This is a genomic window from Nitrosovibrio sp. Nv4, from assembly GCF_900215485.1.
GTDB lineage: Bacteria > Pseudomonadota > Gammaproteobacteria > Burkholderiales > Nitrosomonadaceae > Nitrosospira.
In genome coordinates this window covers 241,206-255,454 of the sequence record NZ_OCMZ01000002.1, presented here as the reverse complement: position 1 = coordinate 255,454, position 14,249 = coordinate 241,206, and the positions used below count along the sequence as shown (strand labels likewise).

Below are 14,249 nucleotides of genomic sequence, written 5' to 3'. Positions count from 1 at the left end.
CCGGGCGGCAACGCGAACGGCATAAATTAACGAACATAAGGGAAGAGAAAAATGGCAGTTGGAAAATTAATGCGCTATGCCATGCCGTTTAGCAACGTGGTTGCCACTGGCGTCGCAACGAACAGCATCACTCCGGGCCGCACGCTCGAAAACATGAAGTTGAAATTGGGCGGCACGGCCTTCACGAAGGCCATGATCAGCGATATCAAGATCAAAGCCAACGGCAAGGTAATCGTTCAGGGTACCGGTACCGAGCTCGATAAGCTCAACACTTACCGGGGTGAACCGTCTGATGCGGCTTATCTTGATCTGTCCTTTGCAGACTATGCGCTCAATAATGAATTTGACCGCATGATCGGGGCCTTCGATACAAGCCGGGGCATCGCCAATATTACTTCTGAGGTCACCATAGCCGGGGCAACCGCTCCGACTCTTCTCGGCATTACAACCGAGTCGGCTGCGCAAAAAGCCTTTACTGGCGAAGATGCGCCTTGGGCTCCTTACATCGCCAAGATTCTGCGCTATCCGTTCGCCGTGGCAACGGGCGGTCAATTGCCTATTACCGTGCCGTTCGGTCCGCAGAATGGCGCGATCATCAAGCGTCTGCACGTGTTCCATAACGGCGGCTTTATGACGGGCGCAACCGTGAAGCAGGACGGTATGGTTGTGCATGAATCGGTGAAATCCGAAAACGAGCATGAGCAAAAGCGTTTCGGCCGCACTCCTCAAGCCAATGTTTACACCATCGATTTTGTAGTCGATGGCAGCGCTAAAAAGGCATTGGATACCCGCGATGCGCGGGCGCTGGAATGGCTCCTGACATTCTCGGCCGCTGATAGCGGCAATATCCTCGTTGAATATCTGGATTTGCTCGGAAACCTGTAATCCGGGTATCGGGTAGTTATCAATGCTGGCCCGGCGATCCTGCCGGGCCGCTCTGACGGTAAACAAGGGGCAAGAAAATGAACTGGGAAGAGTGGGTGCAGCAAATGGCAGGCAAGGCGTCTGACGCCTTCATTGCTAAAAAGGTCACGCAGCCCTATGAACTCAAAAAAATGCAGCTGCAGGCATTCAGCGATTACGGTTACTACTCTGAGGGTCAGCCTGGGGTGAATGGGATGCCCATGCAGTATAACGGCACGCGCAATCTGGTTATGTTGGGCGCTGGTGCGTTGCTGCTCTTCATGCTGGTGAAGGATTGAAAGCGTGTATCCGGGCTACGGCGGGACGGTACCGGCCGCAACAGTACCAGTAAAGGGGTCAGGCATGGTTGAAGGGTTGATGGCAACGATGTTGCCGGGAATCGCGCAAGGCGTGGGGTCCGGGCTGGCCGGGCTGGCTGGCGGTGCCGGTGGGCCTACGGTATCCGGGGCCGATGGCAACCGGCAAGAGGCAATCTTTGACAATTCCGGCTGGAATGTCGCGTTCGGCGAATCAACGATCAAGAGCGATAGGCGGCAATTGCCGGAACTGGGCGGCATGGACTCAATGACCATGCTGTTATGGCTGGCGGGGGGCGTGGTGGTATGGAAAGTTTTAAGCAAGTCGAAGAGCAAAGCGACGCTATCCGTTTAGTTCCGGGGCCGTGGTCGCATGACGCGGAATACTGGCTTGGGCGGGTAGATCAGGATGCGACGCTTGCGGACTTGAAGCGGCAGAGCGAAGCGGGTTTGTGCCAGGTGGTTTACGTGGAACGCGGCGGGGCAGTGGCCGGTGCGGTGCTCTTGCGTATCGATGTGACGTCTTCCGGGCCGCAAGGTGTCATGGTGGCGGCAGCTGGTGCTCTTGAACTCATGCCGGTCTGTATGCCGTATCTGGAAAAAATGTTTCAGGGTGTCAGTTCCATTCGCATTCACACTGCACGGCCGGGGCTTGTGAGAAAACTGACGGCGATGGGCTACAAGCCAACAGAAATGGTGCTTAGGAAAGAGGTAGTCAATGGCTAAGTCAGATTCAACCAGTTCGGTAAGTACTAGCAATCAGGCAATCGACAAGCGTATTGCGGTTGAGACCGGTATGGGTATCAGTTCTGATAGCTCCACGATCAACGTCCAGACTGTAGATGGCGAATTGATGAAGGCCACGCTGGATGTGCTCGGGAAGTCGGATGCAGTGAACGGGCAAGGGTTCACTCAGTTGCTTTCCCTTGCAGACAAGCTTTTTACGGGCGCGGGTCAGGTGATAGGCAAATCGCAAGATACTGCCATGGCTCAACTTCAACAGATTGCCACGGCGCAAAACGACGCGAAGGGAACCATAGACCAAAAAACTATGATTGCGCTGGCTATTGCTGGCGCGGCTATGGTAATCGTGCCGAAAATGAAAGGGGGTAAGTGATGTTTGTGTTTGAAAAGCTCACACAGGCGCTCGCGGCCAATCAGTTATGGCCGCTGAAGATCGCGGCTAATGAAGCGCGTATCGTCGCGTCAAGCTACCCGGTCACGCTGGAATTCCGGCGTATGGGGCAATCAATTGGCTCTGCATCGAACGTCCAGGCGGGTGACTTCTTCCGTGGTGTGGATTTTGATGAGGTAGTGCTCAAGAACGGCGCCACTGCGCAAAGCATCACGCTTGGGCTGGTATCCGGTCAGTCCGGTTCCGATCGGGTAACTGGCGAAGTGTCGGTAATCTCTGGCGAAGTTTCAAGGACTAAATCGGGCGTAGCTTATGCGGTCGGTGGCTATCAGGCTGCGGTGGTAGCGGAATATGGGTATGTCTATTTGTGGAATCCACCTGCTTCCGGCAAAAGGCTGGTTGTTGGGGAAATCGCCGGCTGCGCTGAAGCGTTGGGGGTATGGGGTGTGCGTTCTACAGTTTCGCAAATTGGCACGGCGTGGGGCAATCTTCCGGGCAATAAATTGATAGGCGGCGCAGGTTCGGTCGCTACGCTGTATGTCGGCACTCAGGTCGCTCATACGGGTGTTCCACTTACCGGGTACAAGTCCTCAACAACCGAGTTCGGCAAAATCGGACTGATCGAGCCGGTGATAGTGCCAGCGGGTTACGGGGTGGGCGTGTGGTGTTCTGGCGTAAATGAACTGGTGCGGGGGTCGTTTCAGTACTGGGAGGAGTCACTGTGAAAATCAATAATCCTCATTTTGTGGCGTCCGCAAGGGCAAAGATAACCGCGCATAAGGCAGTGGTGGATGCTTTTTTGCGTAATCAAAAAGTGCAATTTGTCGATGCGGAAGCGATACGGTCGGCGATGCCGCCAGAGGTCGCAGCTGATCTTACGGATGGCGTGTTATCGGAAATCGTTCGCGAATTGGGCGGGCGGGCCGAAGGGTGAATATGGCAGTCATGCTCTCGGCTGGTCTGTTTATCGGCGTGGTCGCGTGGCGGCTTTCGGAAGAAACCGGCGATGAGTACCAGGGCGAGGGGGAGGCCGATGCTGAAAGCGTGCTGGATGGTATCGATGATTTTGCGTTTGACTTGGGAGTGAATTTGCCGATGAGCGACAGAAAATGGAGTGATGATCTGAATACAAGGGGCGCGGCCTATAAGTCGGCGCTGGCGACAACTGAGCGAAAGTACGGCATTCCGCAAAACATGCTTGCCCGACTGGCATGGCAGGAATCGCGGTTCCGGCCGGACATCATCAACGGCACTACCAAAAGCGCGGCCGGTGCGGTCGGCATCATGCAGATCGTGCCGCGCTGGCATCCGGGGGTGAACCCACTCAATCCGGCCGAAGCAATTGACTACGCGGGGCGTTTCTTGGCCGATTTGTACCGGCAGTTCGGGAGTTGGGAGCTCGCCTTGAAGGCGTACAACTGGGGCGCGGCGAATGTAAACGCGTGGATCAAGGGGGTTAAAACTGAGCCGGTTGAGACGCGGAATTATTCCGCTCAGATATTGGCCGATTTGGGGAAGGGTAAGGCATGAAACAAAAAGATGTTTTGATCGTGGCGTTTTTCGCGGCCGGTGCGTTTTTTTTGCTGAATACTTCGGCGGGTAGGGCGCTGCTCCCGCGTCGCTTGTTGGGCGCGGGAGCCGGGGCCGGAACGAGTGCGCCAATAACCGGTTACCAAAAAGTCAATGAAATTCTCAACACGGTCTTTCCGGGCGAAATCGGCTATGGCTGGAAGTACTACGATGACGGTACCAGCATAGGGCCTGATGGCGCTTATTACTTCCAGGGTAAAAAGGTATGGTCGCCGTCTTGAACCCGTACCGGGCCTATCTGCCGCTGCTCGGCGTCGGGGCCGGGGTTGTGTTGGCAATCTATCTGGCGCGCAAGGCGAACATCATCCCGTCGTTCAATGAGATTGCCTATAACACGGGATCGGCGGCGGTAGAAGCGGTGGACAGCGTGCTTACGGGCACGGTTGAGGCTACCGGTGCGATTTTTGGAATTCCGAAGACCGATAAAACTCAATGCCAACGCGATATCGAAGCGGGGCACATGTGGGACGCGAGTTTCAGCTGTCCGGCGCGGGATTTTCTCGGTGCCGCATGGGACAGACTTTGATTTTTTCCTATAGACAAAAAGAGGTGAGTAAATGGCAATTTTGGGGATGATTCTGCCGGCGCTGTTGCCGATGCTAACGGATGGGTTTAGGGGCTTGTTCGCCAGGTTGACAGGTGGGGCCGGTGGTACCCCGCAAAACATGACGGAGCGCATCCAGTTGATGGAAGCGGAAACCCGCAAGCTAGCTGCTCTGGCTGACCTTGACCGTCCTTCGGGCGAAGTGTCCAGGTGGGTCGCTGATCTTCGTGCCTCGTTTCGCTACGTCGCTATATGCGCGATCTGGATTGTAACCGGCGTGGCCGTGATATCCGGCGCGGCCGAAGCTTATACGCTGGTGCTTCTCGATCTTTCCGGCATGTGCATGTCATTTGTCATCGGAGAAAGATTTTATTTGAAACTCAAGGGGTGATCGTGGGGGAAATACTGTCGATATTGAATGTGTTGATAATTCCTGTGCTGGCGTATGTGGTGCGTATCGAGCATCGCTTGACAAAGCTGGAAGGGTTGTCGGAGCGGGTTGAGAAACTTGAGGAGGCGGTGTATGGCGGCAAAGCGTAGGACGAAAAAAAAGCCCGCAAGGGCGAAGAACGGGCGCTTCAAAAAGCGGTAAAGTGGGAAAATAGTTCAGACAATGGATCCGTGTATCAGCAAGAAGTGGGGAATATCTATCGAGATCTCGCTTAACATGGATCCATTTTTTGATTCAAAGTGGGAAATCACGCAAATATCTTCGAGAGCAACATGCCGAAGCGCGATTCAAGCGTTACTTGTCGCCGGTAAAAGTCGCGCTGCTTCTTCAATTCCTGCATGACGGTCTCAAGCTTGTCCATCTCTTTTTTCAGGCGGCGGGACTCGGCTTCCAGACTGGATACGCGCTGCACATCAAAGAACATGGAGCGGATTTCTTCGGGCGTGAAACCGCGCTTCCATCCAGGTAAATAAAGGTGGCCGTTTATCAGCCTGAATCCTTCCCATTCGTTGCCAAGTATTGTCGCAAGATCTCCATCGATAAAAAGCCGTAGCAGTCTCAGGACAGATTCTGGCGGGTTGGCGGTGCCGTCTTTCCATCGTTTCACTGTTCGCGGAAATGCGCCGGTAATCCGGGTTATCTCTTCGGATGATGCGTTATCGATCTCTGGCAGCATGACGTTTCTCTTGATTAAACCACGTCATAACGGCAAGCATGGGAACAAGCATGAAAGGATTAAGCGAATTTAACATAATATACATTATGAGCAAATTGAATGACGAAATAGCAGCTGCGATTTCGGGCTCTTGGGTCTCTTCCTGAATCTTCTTGGGCCTCTTTTTCCAGAACAACATCTGCTTGTAGCCGGGCACCTTTGGATTTTAGACGAGGCGCCGCTCCCGGCCATTGAAATACTGTGAAAAAATTTGCTTTATGTGTGGCTCCGTACAGAACGCAAGATGAGGTGGTAGGAGAATGAACACTGGTATCTGCTTTTTTCTCCCTCTTGTAGTAGATGCCACTGGCCCGGCATAGGCCAACTACTCCTTGCCGGGCCTCTTTTCGTTTTACCGCAGAGCGACTGCGGACTCTCCGTTAAATTTCCCAAATTCGAACAGGGTGGGAAACATATTTTGGCCCGAATGAGGATAATTGCTATAGGCTTAATCAGCCCATGGTTTTTTTTCTTGAACCGCCATTCTATAATTCTTCACCTCCATTTCTAAATGGGAGAAAGCATGAAATTCATAGTTGCAGCTGTTTTGGCGGCCATAATTTCAAACACCGCGTGGGCGGCCGATACCTCTCCGATATTTCAAAAGCCTGATGCGCAAAGCAGGTTCAAGGATGCCCAGCGCCATGTAAATGAACTGATGAAAACTGGTCAGTACAAAGAGGCGGCTGAATACATGACTGTCTATCAAAAATTGGCATGTGAAGCCACGGAGCAGAAAGCCGGCAGAAGCGTGGAAGACGCAACTGAAATATGCGCGCGCAAACATAGTCCGGCGGGAATTAGCGTCAGTAAGGCCCTGCAGCAACAAGAAAACCCTGCTACAGACCCGTTAGCTTCAAATGTTGTCGCGCCGGGCATCACTGTCATGCCACGCAACCTGCCCGGGACACCAACGCTGCTGGATGGGTCGACACCCTCGCTTTTCATGTTTGATCCGCGGAATGCGCCAGGGGAAGCAAATGCTCGGACTGAGCGCCGGGTTGATCCGTGGACCGGAACTCCCTGATCAGGCATTCTCCAACACGGTATCACTGTTTATACGGATTTCACCCGAGAAGAACGAAATGAATCAGTTCAAATCAGTTCAAATCAGTTCAATACAGGGAAAAACACGCGTGCCTCAGGTTGGAGTATTCATGCCGGATTTAGCCATTTCCGTCTAGGCCTCAAACAAAAAATAGAAGCAAAAACACTGCAGGCCCGATAGTTTTTCGATTGGAACTCCCGAGATTGAGGTGTATTATTCGCGTCTGGCATTTACTCAATACACTGGAGGCTGGTTTTGAAAATATCTTACCTGGCAATAGCTTTCTCTATTGGGCTTTCGCTGTTGAGCCCTTTGCATGCGCTTGCGGAAAAGACAGGCGGAAATAACGGCGATGCGGCGGCGGGAATGCCTGCCAACGAGGGTAAAGTGCTTTCCACACTGGACGCGCCAGGATACACCTACATGGAATTGGCAAATACAGAAAAACGTTTCTGGATAGCCGCCCCGACCACAAGAGTTAAGCCGGGTGACCGCGTTCGTTTTGAACAAAGCCTGGTTATGAAAAATTTCAACAGCAAGACGCTTAATCGTACCTTTGATCAGATTATTTTTGTCAATTCAGCAACGGTAATTAACTAGATACATACAACTTTAATATTGTTGTATATGCCGCTGATATACAATCTATTTAAGCGCCCTTCCCGTCTTCCGGGGTTTGCTGGCTGTTTCCGGGTTTTTCTCAGATTCTGGTTCAATAAACCCCACGAAGAGCTTGTTTTTTAATTTCTTTAATTCATCCCGATGTTCCGCTGCGCGCTCGAATTCAAGATTTTTCGCTGCATCAAGCATCTGCTTTTCCAGTAGCTTGATTTCTTTGGCCAGTTGCACCTCACTCATGGAATCATAGCGCGCCTGCACCTGTGCCGCCTTGAGCTGTTGCTGGGCGGTTTCCATGTTGTACACCCCATCAATCAAATCCTTGACACGTTTCTGCACGCTGCGAGGCGTAATGCCGTGTTCCTGATTAAACAGAATCTGTTTATTGCGCCGCCGCTCGGTTTCGTCCATTGCGAGGCGCATTGAATTCGTAATCCTGTCAGCGTATAGCAGCGCCGTGCCGTTAATATGACGGGCCGCCCGGCCTATGGTCTGTATTAACGAGCGTTCCGACCGCAGGAAGCCTTCCTTGTCGGCATCCAGTATGGCTACAAGGGAAACTTCCGGTATGTCCAGACCTTCTCGCAGCAGATTGATACCCACCAACACGTCGAATTGGCCCAGCCGCAGGTCGCGAATGATTTCGACCCGCTCTACCGTATCGATATCCGAATGAAGATAGCGCACCTTGATGCCATGATCGGAAAAATAATCGGTCAAATCTTCAGCCATGCGTTTGGTGAGTGTCGTAACCAGCACGCGCTCGCCTTTGGCCGTGCGGAGGTTGACCTCCGACATAAGGTCATCGACCTGAGTGGTGGCGGGACGAACCTCGATCTGCGGATCCACCAGACCGGTAGGACGTACCACCTGCTCTACTACCTGGCCGCTGTGCACGCGCTCAAACTCCGCGGGGGTTGCCGAAACAAACACCGTTTGCGGCATGATTTTTCTGAACTCATCGAATCGCAGCGGACGATTGTCCAGCGCTGAGGGCAGGCGGAAGCCGTAGTCCACGAGGTTCTCCTTGCGGGAACGATCACCTTTGTACATGCCGCCTACCTGTGGAACGGTAACGTGACTCTCGTCGATTACCATCAGGGTGCTGGGCGGCAGGTAATCCAGTAGGGTGGGTGGTGGCTCTCCCGGATTTTTCCCTGACAAGTGCCGGGAATAGTTCTCGATGCCTTTGCAGAAGCCCAGTTCGTTAAGCATTTCCAGATCGAAACGGGTACGTTGTTCGATACGCTGCAGCTCTACCAGTTTGTTGTGCTGCTGGAAAAAGTCCAGGCGTTCGCGTAGTTCGGTCTTGATCGTTTCGATCGCACGCAACGTAGTGCTTCTGGGCGTCACATAATGGCTGGATGGATAAACCGTATAACGCGATACTTTCCTCAAGGTTCTGCCAGTGAGCGGATCGAACAGCATCATGCTTTCCACTTCATCGTCGAACAATGAGACGCGCACCGCGGTTTCCGAGCTTTCCGCAGGAAATATGTCAAGCACGTCTCCCCTCACCCTGAAAGTTCCGCGAGAGAATTCGAACTCGTTGCGTTCATACTGCATTTCAATCAGGCGCTGTATCGCCTGGCGTTGCGTAATCTTTTCATGCTCGCGCAAATGCAGAATCATGCCGTGGTAATCCACGGGGTCACCGATGCCGTATATGCACGATACGGTAGCAACAATGATAGTGTCATCCCGCTCGAGCAGCGCCTTCGTCGCGGAGAGCCGCATCTGCTCGATATGCTCGTTGATGTTGGAATCCTTCTCGATAAACAGGTCGCGCGACGGTACGTATGCTTCCGGCTGATAATAGTCGTAATAGGACACGAAATACTCAACTGCGTTTTCCGGGAAAAACTCCCGCATTTCCGCATAGAGCTGCGCGGCCAGCGTTTTGTTTGGCGCCATGATAATCGCAGGTCGCCCCAGCAGCGCGATCACGTGGGCCATGGTGAATGTCTTGCCGGAACCCGTCACACCCAGGAGGGTTTGAAACGCGAGGCCATCCTCTATCCCTTCCACCAGCTTGTCAATCGCTTCAGGCTGATCGCCAGCAGGCTTGAACAACTGATGGAGCTTGTAGGGACTATTGGGGAAGGTTACGATCACAGGTATAATTCGCAGACTGAATCAAGTTTTCTTCAGCTTGGTTTTCCGCCAATTTTATCACGCAGACGCCCCTTGCATCGGCTTTAAGGACATTATCGTGGAACTCTCAAAGCGTGTTCAGGCCATCAGGCCCTCCCCCACTCTTGCCGTAACCGCCCGAGCTGCGAGGCTCAAGGCGGAAGGCCGGGACATCATCGGGCTTGGCGCCGGCGAACCGGATTTCGATACCCCCCAGCATATCAAGGATGCGGCCATCATCGCCATTAACAAAGGTTTTACAAAATACACGGCGGTGGGCGGCACACCAGGCCTCAAGAATGCCATTATCGCCAAGTTCAAGCGCGACAACGGATTTGATTACACTGCCAGCCAAATTCTGGTTTCTTGCGGTGGAAAGCAAAGTTTCTTCAACCTGACACTTTCCGTCATCAATCCAGGCGATGAAGTCATCATACCCGCGCCCTTCTGGGTTTCCTATCCCGATATCGCTCTCATCGCAGAGGGCAAGCCCGTAATCGTCGAGGCGGGTATCGATCAGGGTTTCAAAATAACCGCAGCGCAACTGGAACAAGCTATCACCCCCAGAACCAGAATGTTCGTCATGAACAGCCCCAGCAATCCCTCTGGCGCGGTTTATACATTGGATGAGCTCAAGGCTCTAGGGGAAGTTCTGCTCAAACATCCGAATATCCTGGTTGCCACCGATGACATGTACGAACACATTCTGCTTTCCGACGGCAAATTCGTGAATATCCTTAACGCATGTCCTGATCTGTATTCGCGGACCGTGGTACTTAATGGAGTATCCAAGGCCTACGCCATGACCGGCTGGCGCATCGGTTATTGCGGGGGCCCGCAGCACATTATCGCCGCGATGGAGAATGTTCAATCCCAAAGTACTTCCAACCCCGCTTCCATTTCGCAGGCCGCTGCCGAAATAGCGCTTAATGGCGACCAATCGTGTATCGCACCCATGGTGACAGCCTTCAAAGAGCGTAACCGGTTTGTGACCAATGCACTCAACGCCATTCCGGGCATCAAGTGCCTGTTGTCAGCAGGCGCTTTTTACGCCTTTGCCGATGCCAGAGAGGCCATAAGGGGAGCGCATCTCAAAGGGAAAATCAAGGATTGCAGCGATATTGCGCTCAGCGAGTATCTGCTGGAACAAGGGGTCGCAGTGGTACCTGGATCCGCATTCGGCAGTGAAGGATATATCCGCCTTTCCTTCGCCACGACCATGACCAACCTGGAAAACGCACTAGGCCGCATCGCGAAAGCGCTGGGCTGAAAATACTGAAGGTCGCAAGTAAGGAAGCCTGCCACTCCAAGAGCGAATGCGCACCTTCAGGAAGGAGTACAAGTACGGAATATTCTGAAGCCTGTTGACGGCCCGTGCTTCAGGCGGCATCCACGCTATCAGTGCTGCCGAACTTGAAGTAGTCCGGTGAGGGGCGGTAGCGAAATATCGGCTTCACGTGTGGCGAGAGGTGGGGCAAGCATTGGCGACACGCGTTGTATCGCCATTTCTCCCCTCCCGATTTTTACCAATATCCCGGCGGCACCATGTAGAGTCCGGTGTCCCATTTCCATTCCCTGATGGGATTTTCGGTCATCGCATTCCTGTCATCCGGCTGCGCGGTCCAGTGGAAATCGCACACACTTCCCTTATGCCCGACAAAGGTATGTATGCCGCCATTTGCGACACCGACGAAGAATGGTACATTTTCCAGCTTTTCCAGCAGTGCTTCGGTTTTCCTGTCCGGCGCGATGCCGCGGTAGCCTGCGATGACTGCATCGCAACGTACACCGGCCGAACCGGGCACCGGTGATTTCCATACCCGCGCGCCTGCCTTTGCCATGTTAAGCGCACCTAATTTTTCGCGCTCGCCCGAATCCTCAAGATCGCCGGCCGTGCGCGGACAATAAAACACTGCGGTCCAGCCGTCCTTCTGCAATTCTTCACAGAGGATAGTGCCCCGCAGATCGGCATCCTTCACCCTGCTGTTTATCTCGGCGAACCGCGCCTCGATGCCAGCGCCTTCATAGGCGGCTTTCACGTTATCCATCACCCAGCCGATACATGAGCTTTCCCGAATACGGGCGGCCCCTCCCGTCGGGTTTTCTATCACAACGGCGCCGGGCTCGATCGATCCCATTCGCCAGTTACCCGCGCTCATGGCATCTATCTGCGTCTGTAGACCGGGGCGATCGCCTCTCAGAATAGCATCATGAAAAGGCGAATGGTCCCCGTAGTAGAGGCCCACACCAGTTTGTTCGATGGCGGTTTTATGCGCACTGCTGTTTTCAGTGATGCTCTTGTCACCGAGTTCCGCAACCTTCCTCCACCTTGCCGTTTCGTCGCCCATGGTCGCAGTGCTTCCTGCTTTGACGAACAACCATTCGGCCATGGACAGGGCCGGTTGATCGGAAATCGTATTGACATTGCCATCACGGTCGTAGTTATCAATAATCTCCCATAACTTTTCAAGATTCCGCATCGTACCTTTGATAAACCCATTATCCGAGATGCTCCCCACATCCAGCTCTGGATAAACGCTCTGCAGCTCCACGGTATTAATGGGTTTTCCCTTCAAGCGACTGATAAAAGTGGCATGGTCGAGTATGGGCATCCTGTAACTCCCGGAAAACACATTAAGACTGTGTGGGTTAAAGGCGGAGATTGCTTACCGTTTTTCTTGCCGAATGATTTACTTTAGCAGCAATCGGGAAAAGTTCAATTCTGGTTATCGAACGGCCCGACACCCCGCCGGCGCGATTTAAAAGCCTGGATACTGGAACTTCATTCATCGCAGCCCGGCGGAATAGCCGACCGAATGTACTCAATATCTGCCCTTCATTAGCCCTCAAATCTCGAGAATCTGTTGGGACTTTCACCTCATACTCATGCAGGAGAAAGCCGGGTTAAATCAAAAATTAAAAAACCAGCGGGTAAAAATGGTTATAAGGTATTGACACATTTCCTATTGTTGGGTTGACGCCGAAGGTCAGGCGTTATAAATTCCCATCCGGAGCTAAACCTCCAGGAGTTTTGGAGGATACAAATAATTGAAGTGCCCCCCAAATAGAAGGAGTTATCTTGAGAACAGCCAATTCAAATCTAATAAGGCGCGCATTAGTCGCGACGCTGACAATCACATCAGTTATCGCGCCGTTGACTGCTGTAGAGGGAGCAGCCCTGACTATTAGCGGGATCACCCAGGAGGAGGTAGGTTACAGGCCTGACTGCGCTTCGCAGTTTGGAGGCACGACCACGGGTATTGGAACCAGCTCTCTCCTGGGTCGGGTTTCGCTTGAGACTAACGATTGCATCATTCCTATCGATGACTACTTCGCCTTCACCGGAACAATGATATTCACGGTATCGAGCGGAGATGAATTGTTTGCCGACTATAGCGGTTTCTTTACCCCGACGATCTCTCCGTCAATATTTACCTTGACGGACTCGATCTTCAACATAACAGGTGGAACCGGCAGCTTCCGGACAGCAACAGGAGGTGGAACCTTGCTGGGCGGTCAAAATATCCAGACGGGTCGGGGGTTAATGCAGGCAACGGGAACCATATCAGATTACAAGAAATATAGGGATAAGTCGGACAGGGGCGAGTCTGGCCCACTATTTTCGAATCTGGGTACGAGTAGCAGCATTGATGATACAGCGGTTATGCACGGGTCCGGTGACGAGGTTGCCGCCATCAGCCTGGTGCCGGATTCCCTTACTCTTGGCGACTATTTCTACCAGGATCAGAGCGGACAGTTACTTGCGATAAACGAACTACCCGAATCGGGTTCCTTGAGCCTGCTGGGAATCGGCCTCGCCGGCCTTGCGGTTATACGTCGCCGCAAGCTATTAAAGGCACGCGACTGATTTTAGAACATGAGGCCAGATAGTTCCATTTATTATCAGATATGGCTTTTCGGGCAAACCTTGAACAGGTAATGTCAATAGAATGACGATCAGGACGGCGGCATGGGGCCTGGGGAGGAAGGGCGAGCGGCACGAGCAATCTCCAGCATGGTTTCTAGCCCTTCCGTGATCAATTGTTCGATCACCGGAGTAAAGTATGGAAGCGACAGCATCAGCACTACCATGCCGACCATCAGCGTGATCGGAAAACCGACAGCGAAGATATTGAGTTGGGGAGAGGCGCGAGTCAGAATACCCAGCGCAAGATTGACAATGAGCAGCGCGGCGACGACCGGAAGCGCAAGTTGCAAACCTGCCAGAAAAATCGTGCCTCCCCAGTCGGCAAGCTTCTTCCATCCAACAGCTGAAAAGGGCTCGATGGAGATGGGAAATGCAGTAAAACTTTCGGCCAGTACCGACAGCATCAGCAGATGACCGTTTAAGGAAAGAAATGTAAGCGTCGCCAGCAGACCAAGGAATTTACCCACTACCAGCGTGCTGCCATCGCTCTGGGGCGTAAAGAGCGTAGCGAAACCCAGTCCCATTTGCAGGCCCGCTATTTCTCCGGCCAGTTCCACTGCGCTGAAAACGATTCGCATCGCGAAACCCATCGCCAGTCCTATCACGATCTGCTGGCCCAGCACCAGCAGTCCCTCGGGCGAGGCCGGTTCTACGTTTGGCAGCGGCCCGACGGCGGGCGCCACAACCAGCGTAATGAGCACCCCCAGCCCGATCTTCACCCGCATGGGAGTAGCCATGTTTCCCAGAACCGGCGTTGCCGCCAATAATGCCAGAACGCGGGCAAGCGGCCACAGGAAAGCGATCAGCCAGGCGTTAAGATCGGCAGAACTGAAGGTGATCATTTTCCTGATGCTGCAAATTCACGTT

The 14,249-nt window shown here is 53.2% G+C and carries 20 protein-coding genes; 16 read left to right on the top strand and 4 right to left on the bottom strand.

What is annotated here, in order from left to right; translation table 11 throughout:
• Nucleotides 1-51: 51 nt before the first annotated feature.
• The 12 genes from CRO05_RS09300 (at nucleotide 52) to CRO05_RS15840 (ending at nucleotide 5,029) form a co-directional block, all read left to right on the top strand.
• Complete coding sequence (locus tag CRO05_RS09300) at nucleotides 52-885, top strand: major capsid protein P2 (protein ID WP_097066951.1); 834 nt, start codon at nucleotides 52-54, stop codon at nucleotides 883-885.
• A gap of 77 nt (nucleotides 886-962) precedes the next feature.
• Nucleotides 963-1,202, top strand: a complete 240-nt coding sequence (locus CRO05_RS09295; protein ID WP_097066950.1) for a hypothetical protein — start codon at nucleotides 963-965, stop codon at nucleotides 1,200-1,202.
• Nucleotides 1,203-1,206: 4 nt separating this feature from the next.
• Entirely contained in the window at nucleotides 1,207-1,575 is a 369-nt protein-coding gene (locus CRO05_RS09290; protein ID WP_097066949.1) for a hypothetical protein, read from the top strand.
• Nucleotides 1,527-1,946, top strand: a complete 420-nt coding sequence (locus CRO05_RS09285) for a hypothetical protein (RefSeq protein WP_097066948.1) — start codon at nucleotides 1,527-1,529, stop codon at nucleotides 1,944-1,946. Before CRO05_RS09290 ends, CRO05_RS09285 begins: the two co-directional genes overlap by 49 nt.
• Complete coding sequence (locus CRO05_RS09280; protein WP_097066947.1) at nucleotides 1,939-2,337, top strand: hypothetical protein; 399 nt, start codon at nucleotides 1,939-1,941, stop codon at nucleotides 2,335-2,337. Before CRO05_RS09285 ends, CRO05_RS09280 begins: the two co-directional genes overlap by 8 nt.
• Nucleotides 2,337-3,080 carry a hypothetical protein gene (locus CRO05_RS09275; RefSeq protein ID WP_097066946.1) on the top strand — a complete coding sequence of 248 codons (744 nt, stop codon included), beginning with the start codon at nucleotides 2,337-2,339 and terminating at the stop codon, nucleotides 3,078-3,080. Before CRO05_RS09280 ends, CRO05_RS09275 begins: the two co-directional genes overlap by 1 nt.
• Nucleotides 3,077-3,289, top strand: a complete 213-nt coding sequence (locus CRO05_RS09270; protein WP_097066945.1) for a hypothetical protein — start codon at nucleotides 3,077-3,079, stop codon at nucleotides 3,287-3,289. Before CRO05_RS09275 ends, CRO05_RS09270 begins: the two co-directional genes overlap by 4 nt.
• A gap of 2 nt (nucleotides 3,290-3,291) precedes the next feature.
• Nucleotides 3,292-3,885: a lytic transglycosylase domain-containing protein gene (locus CRO05_RS09265; protein WP_143860903.1), complete on the top strand. Its 594-nt coding sequence runs from the start codon at nucleotides 3,292-3,294 to the stop codon at nucleotides 3,883-3,885.
• Complete coding sequence (locus CRO05_RS09260) at nucleotides 3,882-4,166, top strand: hypothetical protein (RefSeq protein ID WP_097066943.1); 285 nt, start codon at nucleotides 3,882-3,884, stop codon at nucleotides 4,164-4,166. The genes CRO05_RS09265 and CRO05_RS09260 overlap by 4 nt, the downstream gene beginning before the upstream one ends.
• Nucleotides 4,151-4,471, top strand: coding sequence for a hypothetical protein (locus CRO05_RS09255; RefSeq protein WP_097066942.1), 321 nt, complete (start codon nucleotides 4,151-4,153; stop codon nucleotides 4,469-4,471). The genes CRO05_RS09260 and CRO05_RS09255 overlap by 16 nt, the downstream gene beginning before the upstream one ends.
• Nucleotides 4,472-4,502: 31 nt before the next feature.
• A complete protein-coding gene (locus tag CRO05_RS09250; RefSeq protein ID WP_097066941.1) occupies nucleotides 4,503-4,880 on the top strand; it encodes a hypothetical protein in 378 nt (125 codons plus the stop codon).
• 2 nt (nucleotides 4,881-4,882) lie between these two features.
• The gene (locus CRO05_RS15840; protein ID WP_235001368.1) at nucleotides 4,883-5,029 is read left to right on the top strand and encodes a hypothetical protein; all 147 of its coding nucleotides are present in this window, start codon (nucleotides 4,883-4,885) and stop codon (nucleotides 5,027-5,029) included.
• 158 nt (nucleotides 5,030-5,187) lie between these two features.
• On the opposite strand, the gene CRO05_RS09245 is transcribed toward CRO05_RS15840, so the two are convergent.
• Nucleotides 5,188-5,616 carry a hypothetical protein gene (locus CRO05_RS09245; protein ID WP_097066940.1) on the bottom strand — a complete coding sequence of 143 codons (429 nt, stop codon included), beginning with the start codon at nucleotides 5,614-5,616 and terminating at the stop codon, nucleotides 5,188-5,190.
• A gap of 562 nt (nucleotides 5,617-6,178) precedes the next feature.
• Here CRO05_RS09245 and CRO05_RS09235 point away from each other — a divergent pair.
• Both CRO05_RS09235 and CRO05_RS09230 read left to right on the top strand, forming a co-directional pair.
• Entirely contained in the window at nucleotides 6,179-6,682 is a 504-nt protein-coding gene (locus CRO05_RS09235) for a hypothetical protein (RefSeq protein WP_097066938.1), read from the top strand.
• Between the two features lie 276 nt (nucleotides 6,683-6,958).
• Nucleotides 6,959-7,303, top strand: coding sequence for an NrfJ-related protein (locus tag CRO05_RS09230; RefSeq protein WP_181319754.1), 345 nt, complete (start codon nucleotides 6,959-6,961; stop codon nucleotides 7,301-7,303).
• A gap of 45 nt (nucleotides 7,304-7,348) precedes the next feature.
• Here CRO05_RS09230 and uvrB read toward each other — a convergent pair whose 3' ends face one another.
• Entirely contained in the window at nucleotides 7,349-9,436 is a 2,088-nt protein-coding gene (gene uvrB, locus CRO05_RS09225; RefSeq protein ID WP_097066936.1) for an excinuclease ABC subunit UvrB, read from the bottom strand.
• 97 nt (nucleotides 9,437-9,533) lie between these two features.
• On the opposite strand from uvrB, the gene CRO05_RS09220 reads away from it, so the two are divergent.
• Nucleotides 9,534-10,724, top strand: a complete 1,191-nt coding sequence (locus CRO05_RS09220) for a pyridoxal phosphate-dependent aminotransferase (RefSeq protein ID WP_097067899.1) — start codon at nucleotides 9,534-9,536, stop codon at nucleotides 10,722-10,724.
• A 253-nt stretch (nucleotides 10,725-10,977) separates the two neighbouring features.
• On the opposite strand, the gene CRO05_RS09215 is transcribed toward CRO05_RS09220, so the two are convergent.
• Nucleotides 10,978-12,066 carry a hypothetical protein gene (locus CRO05_RS09215; protein ID WP_097066935.1) on the bottom strand — a complete coding sequence of 363 codons (1,089 nt, stop codon included), beginning with the start codon at nucleotides 12,064-12,066 and terminating at the stop codon, nucleotides 10,978-10,980.
• Between the two features lie 467 nt (nucleotides 12,067-12,533).
• On the opposite strand from CRO05_RS09215, the gene CRO05_RS09210 reads away from it, so the two are divergent.
• Nucleotides 12,534-13,322 carry a PEP-CTERM sorting domain-containing protein gene (locus tag CRO05_RS09210; RefSeq protein WP_097066934.1) on the top strand — a complete coding sequence of 263 codons (789 nt, stop codon included), beginning with the start codon at nucleotides 12,534-12,536 and terminating at the stop codon, nucleotides 13,320-13,322.
• Nucleotides 13,323-13,411: 89 nt separating this feature from the next.
• Here CRO05_RS09210 and fliR read toward each other — a convergent pair whose 3' ends face one another.
• The gene (gene fliR / locus CRO05_RS09205; protein ID WP_097066933.1) at nucleotides 13,412-14,224 is read right to left on the bottom strand and encodes a flagellar biosynthetic protein FliR; all 813 of its coding nucleotides are present in this window, start codon (nucleotides 14,222-14,224) and stop codon (nucleotides 13,412-13,414) included.
• Nucleotides 14,225-14,249 lie beyond the last annotated feature (25 nt).

What these genes read in the sequence shown, in the direction of transcription:
- CRO05_RS09255 (WP_097066942.1), top strand. Translation starts at nt 4,151, where the DNA reads ATGGTCGCCGTCTTGAACCCGTACCGGGCCTATCTGCCGCTGCTCGGC.
- CRO05_RS09245 (WP_097066940.1), bottom strand. Translation starts at nt 5,616, where the DNA reads ATGCTGCCAGAGATCGATAACGCATCATCCGAAGAGATAACCCGGATT.
- fliR (WP_097066933.1), bottom strand. Translation starts at nt 14,224, where the DNA reads ATGATCACCTTCAGTTCTGCCGATCTTAACGCCTGGCTGATCGCTTTC.
- CRO05_RS09295 (WP_097066950.1), top strand. Translation starts at nt 963, where the DNA reads ATGAACTGGGAAGAGTGGGTGCAGCAAATGGCAGGCAAGGCGTCTGAC.
- CRO05_RS09215 (WP_097066935.1), bottom strand. Translation starts at nt 12,066, where the DNA reads ATGCCCATACTCGACCATGCCACTTTTATCAGTCGCTTGAAGGGAAAA.
- CRO05_RS09260 (WP_097066943.1), top strand. Translation starts at nt 3,882, where the DNA reads ATGAAACAAAAAGATGTTTTGATCGTGGCGTTTTTCGCGGCCGGTGCG.
- CRO05_RS09285 (WP_097066948.1), top strand. Translation starts at nt 1,527, where the DNA reads ATGGAAAGTTTTAAGCAAGTCGAAGAGCAAAGCGACGCTATCCGTTTA.
- CRO05_RS09275 (WP_097066946.1), top strand. Translation starts at nt 2,337, where the DNA reads ATGTTTGTGTTTGAAAAGCTCACACAGGCGCTCGCGGCCAATCAGTTA.
- CRO05_RS09300 (WP_097066951.1), top strand. Translation starts at nt 52, where the DNA reads ATGGCAGTTGGAAAATTAATGCGCTATGCCATGCCGTTTAGCAACGTG.
- CRO05_RS09235 (WP_097066938.1), top strand. Translation starts at nt 6,179, where the DNA reads ATGAAATTCATAGTTGCAGCTGTTTTGGCGGCCATAATTTCAAACACC.
- CRO05_RS09250 (WP_097066941.1), top strand. Translation starts at nt 4,503, where the DNA reads ATGGCAATTTTGGGGATGATTCTGCCGGCGCTGTTGCCGATGCTAACG.
- CRO05_RS09280 (WP_097066947.1), top strand. Translation starts at nt 1,939, where the DNA reads ATGGCTAAGTCAGATTCAACCAGTTCGGTAAGTACTAGCAATCAGGCA.
- CRO05_RS09265 (WP_143860903.1), top strand. Translation starts at nt 3,292, where the DNA reads ATGGCAGTCATGCTCTCGGCTGGTCTGTTTATCGGCGTGGTCGCGTGG.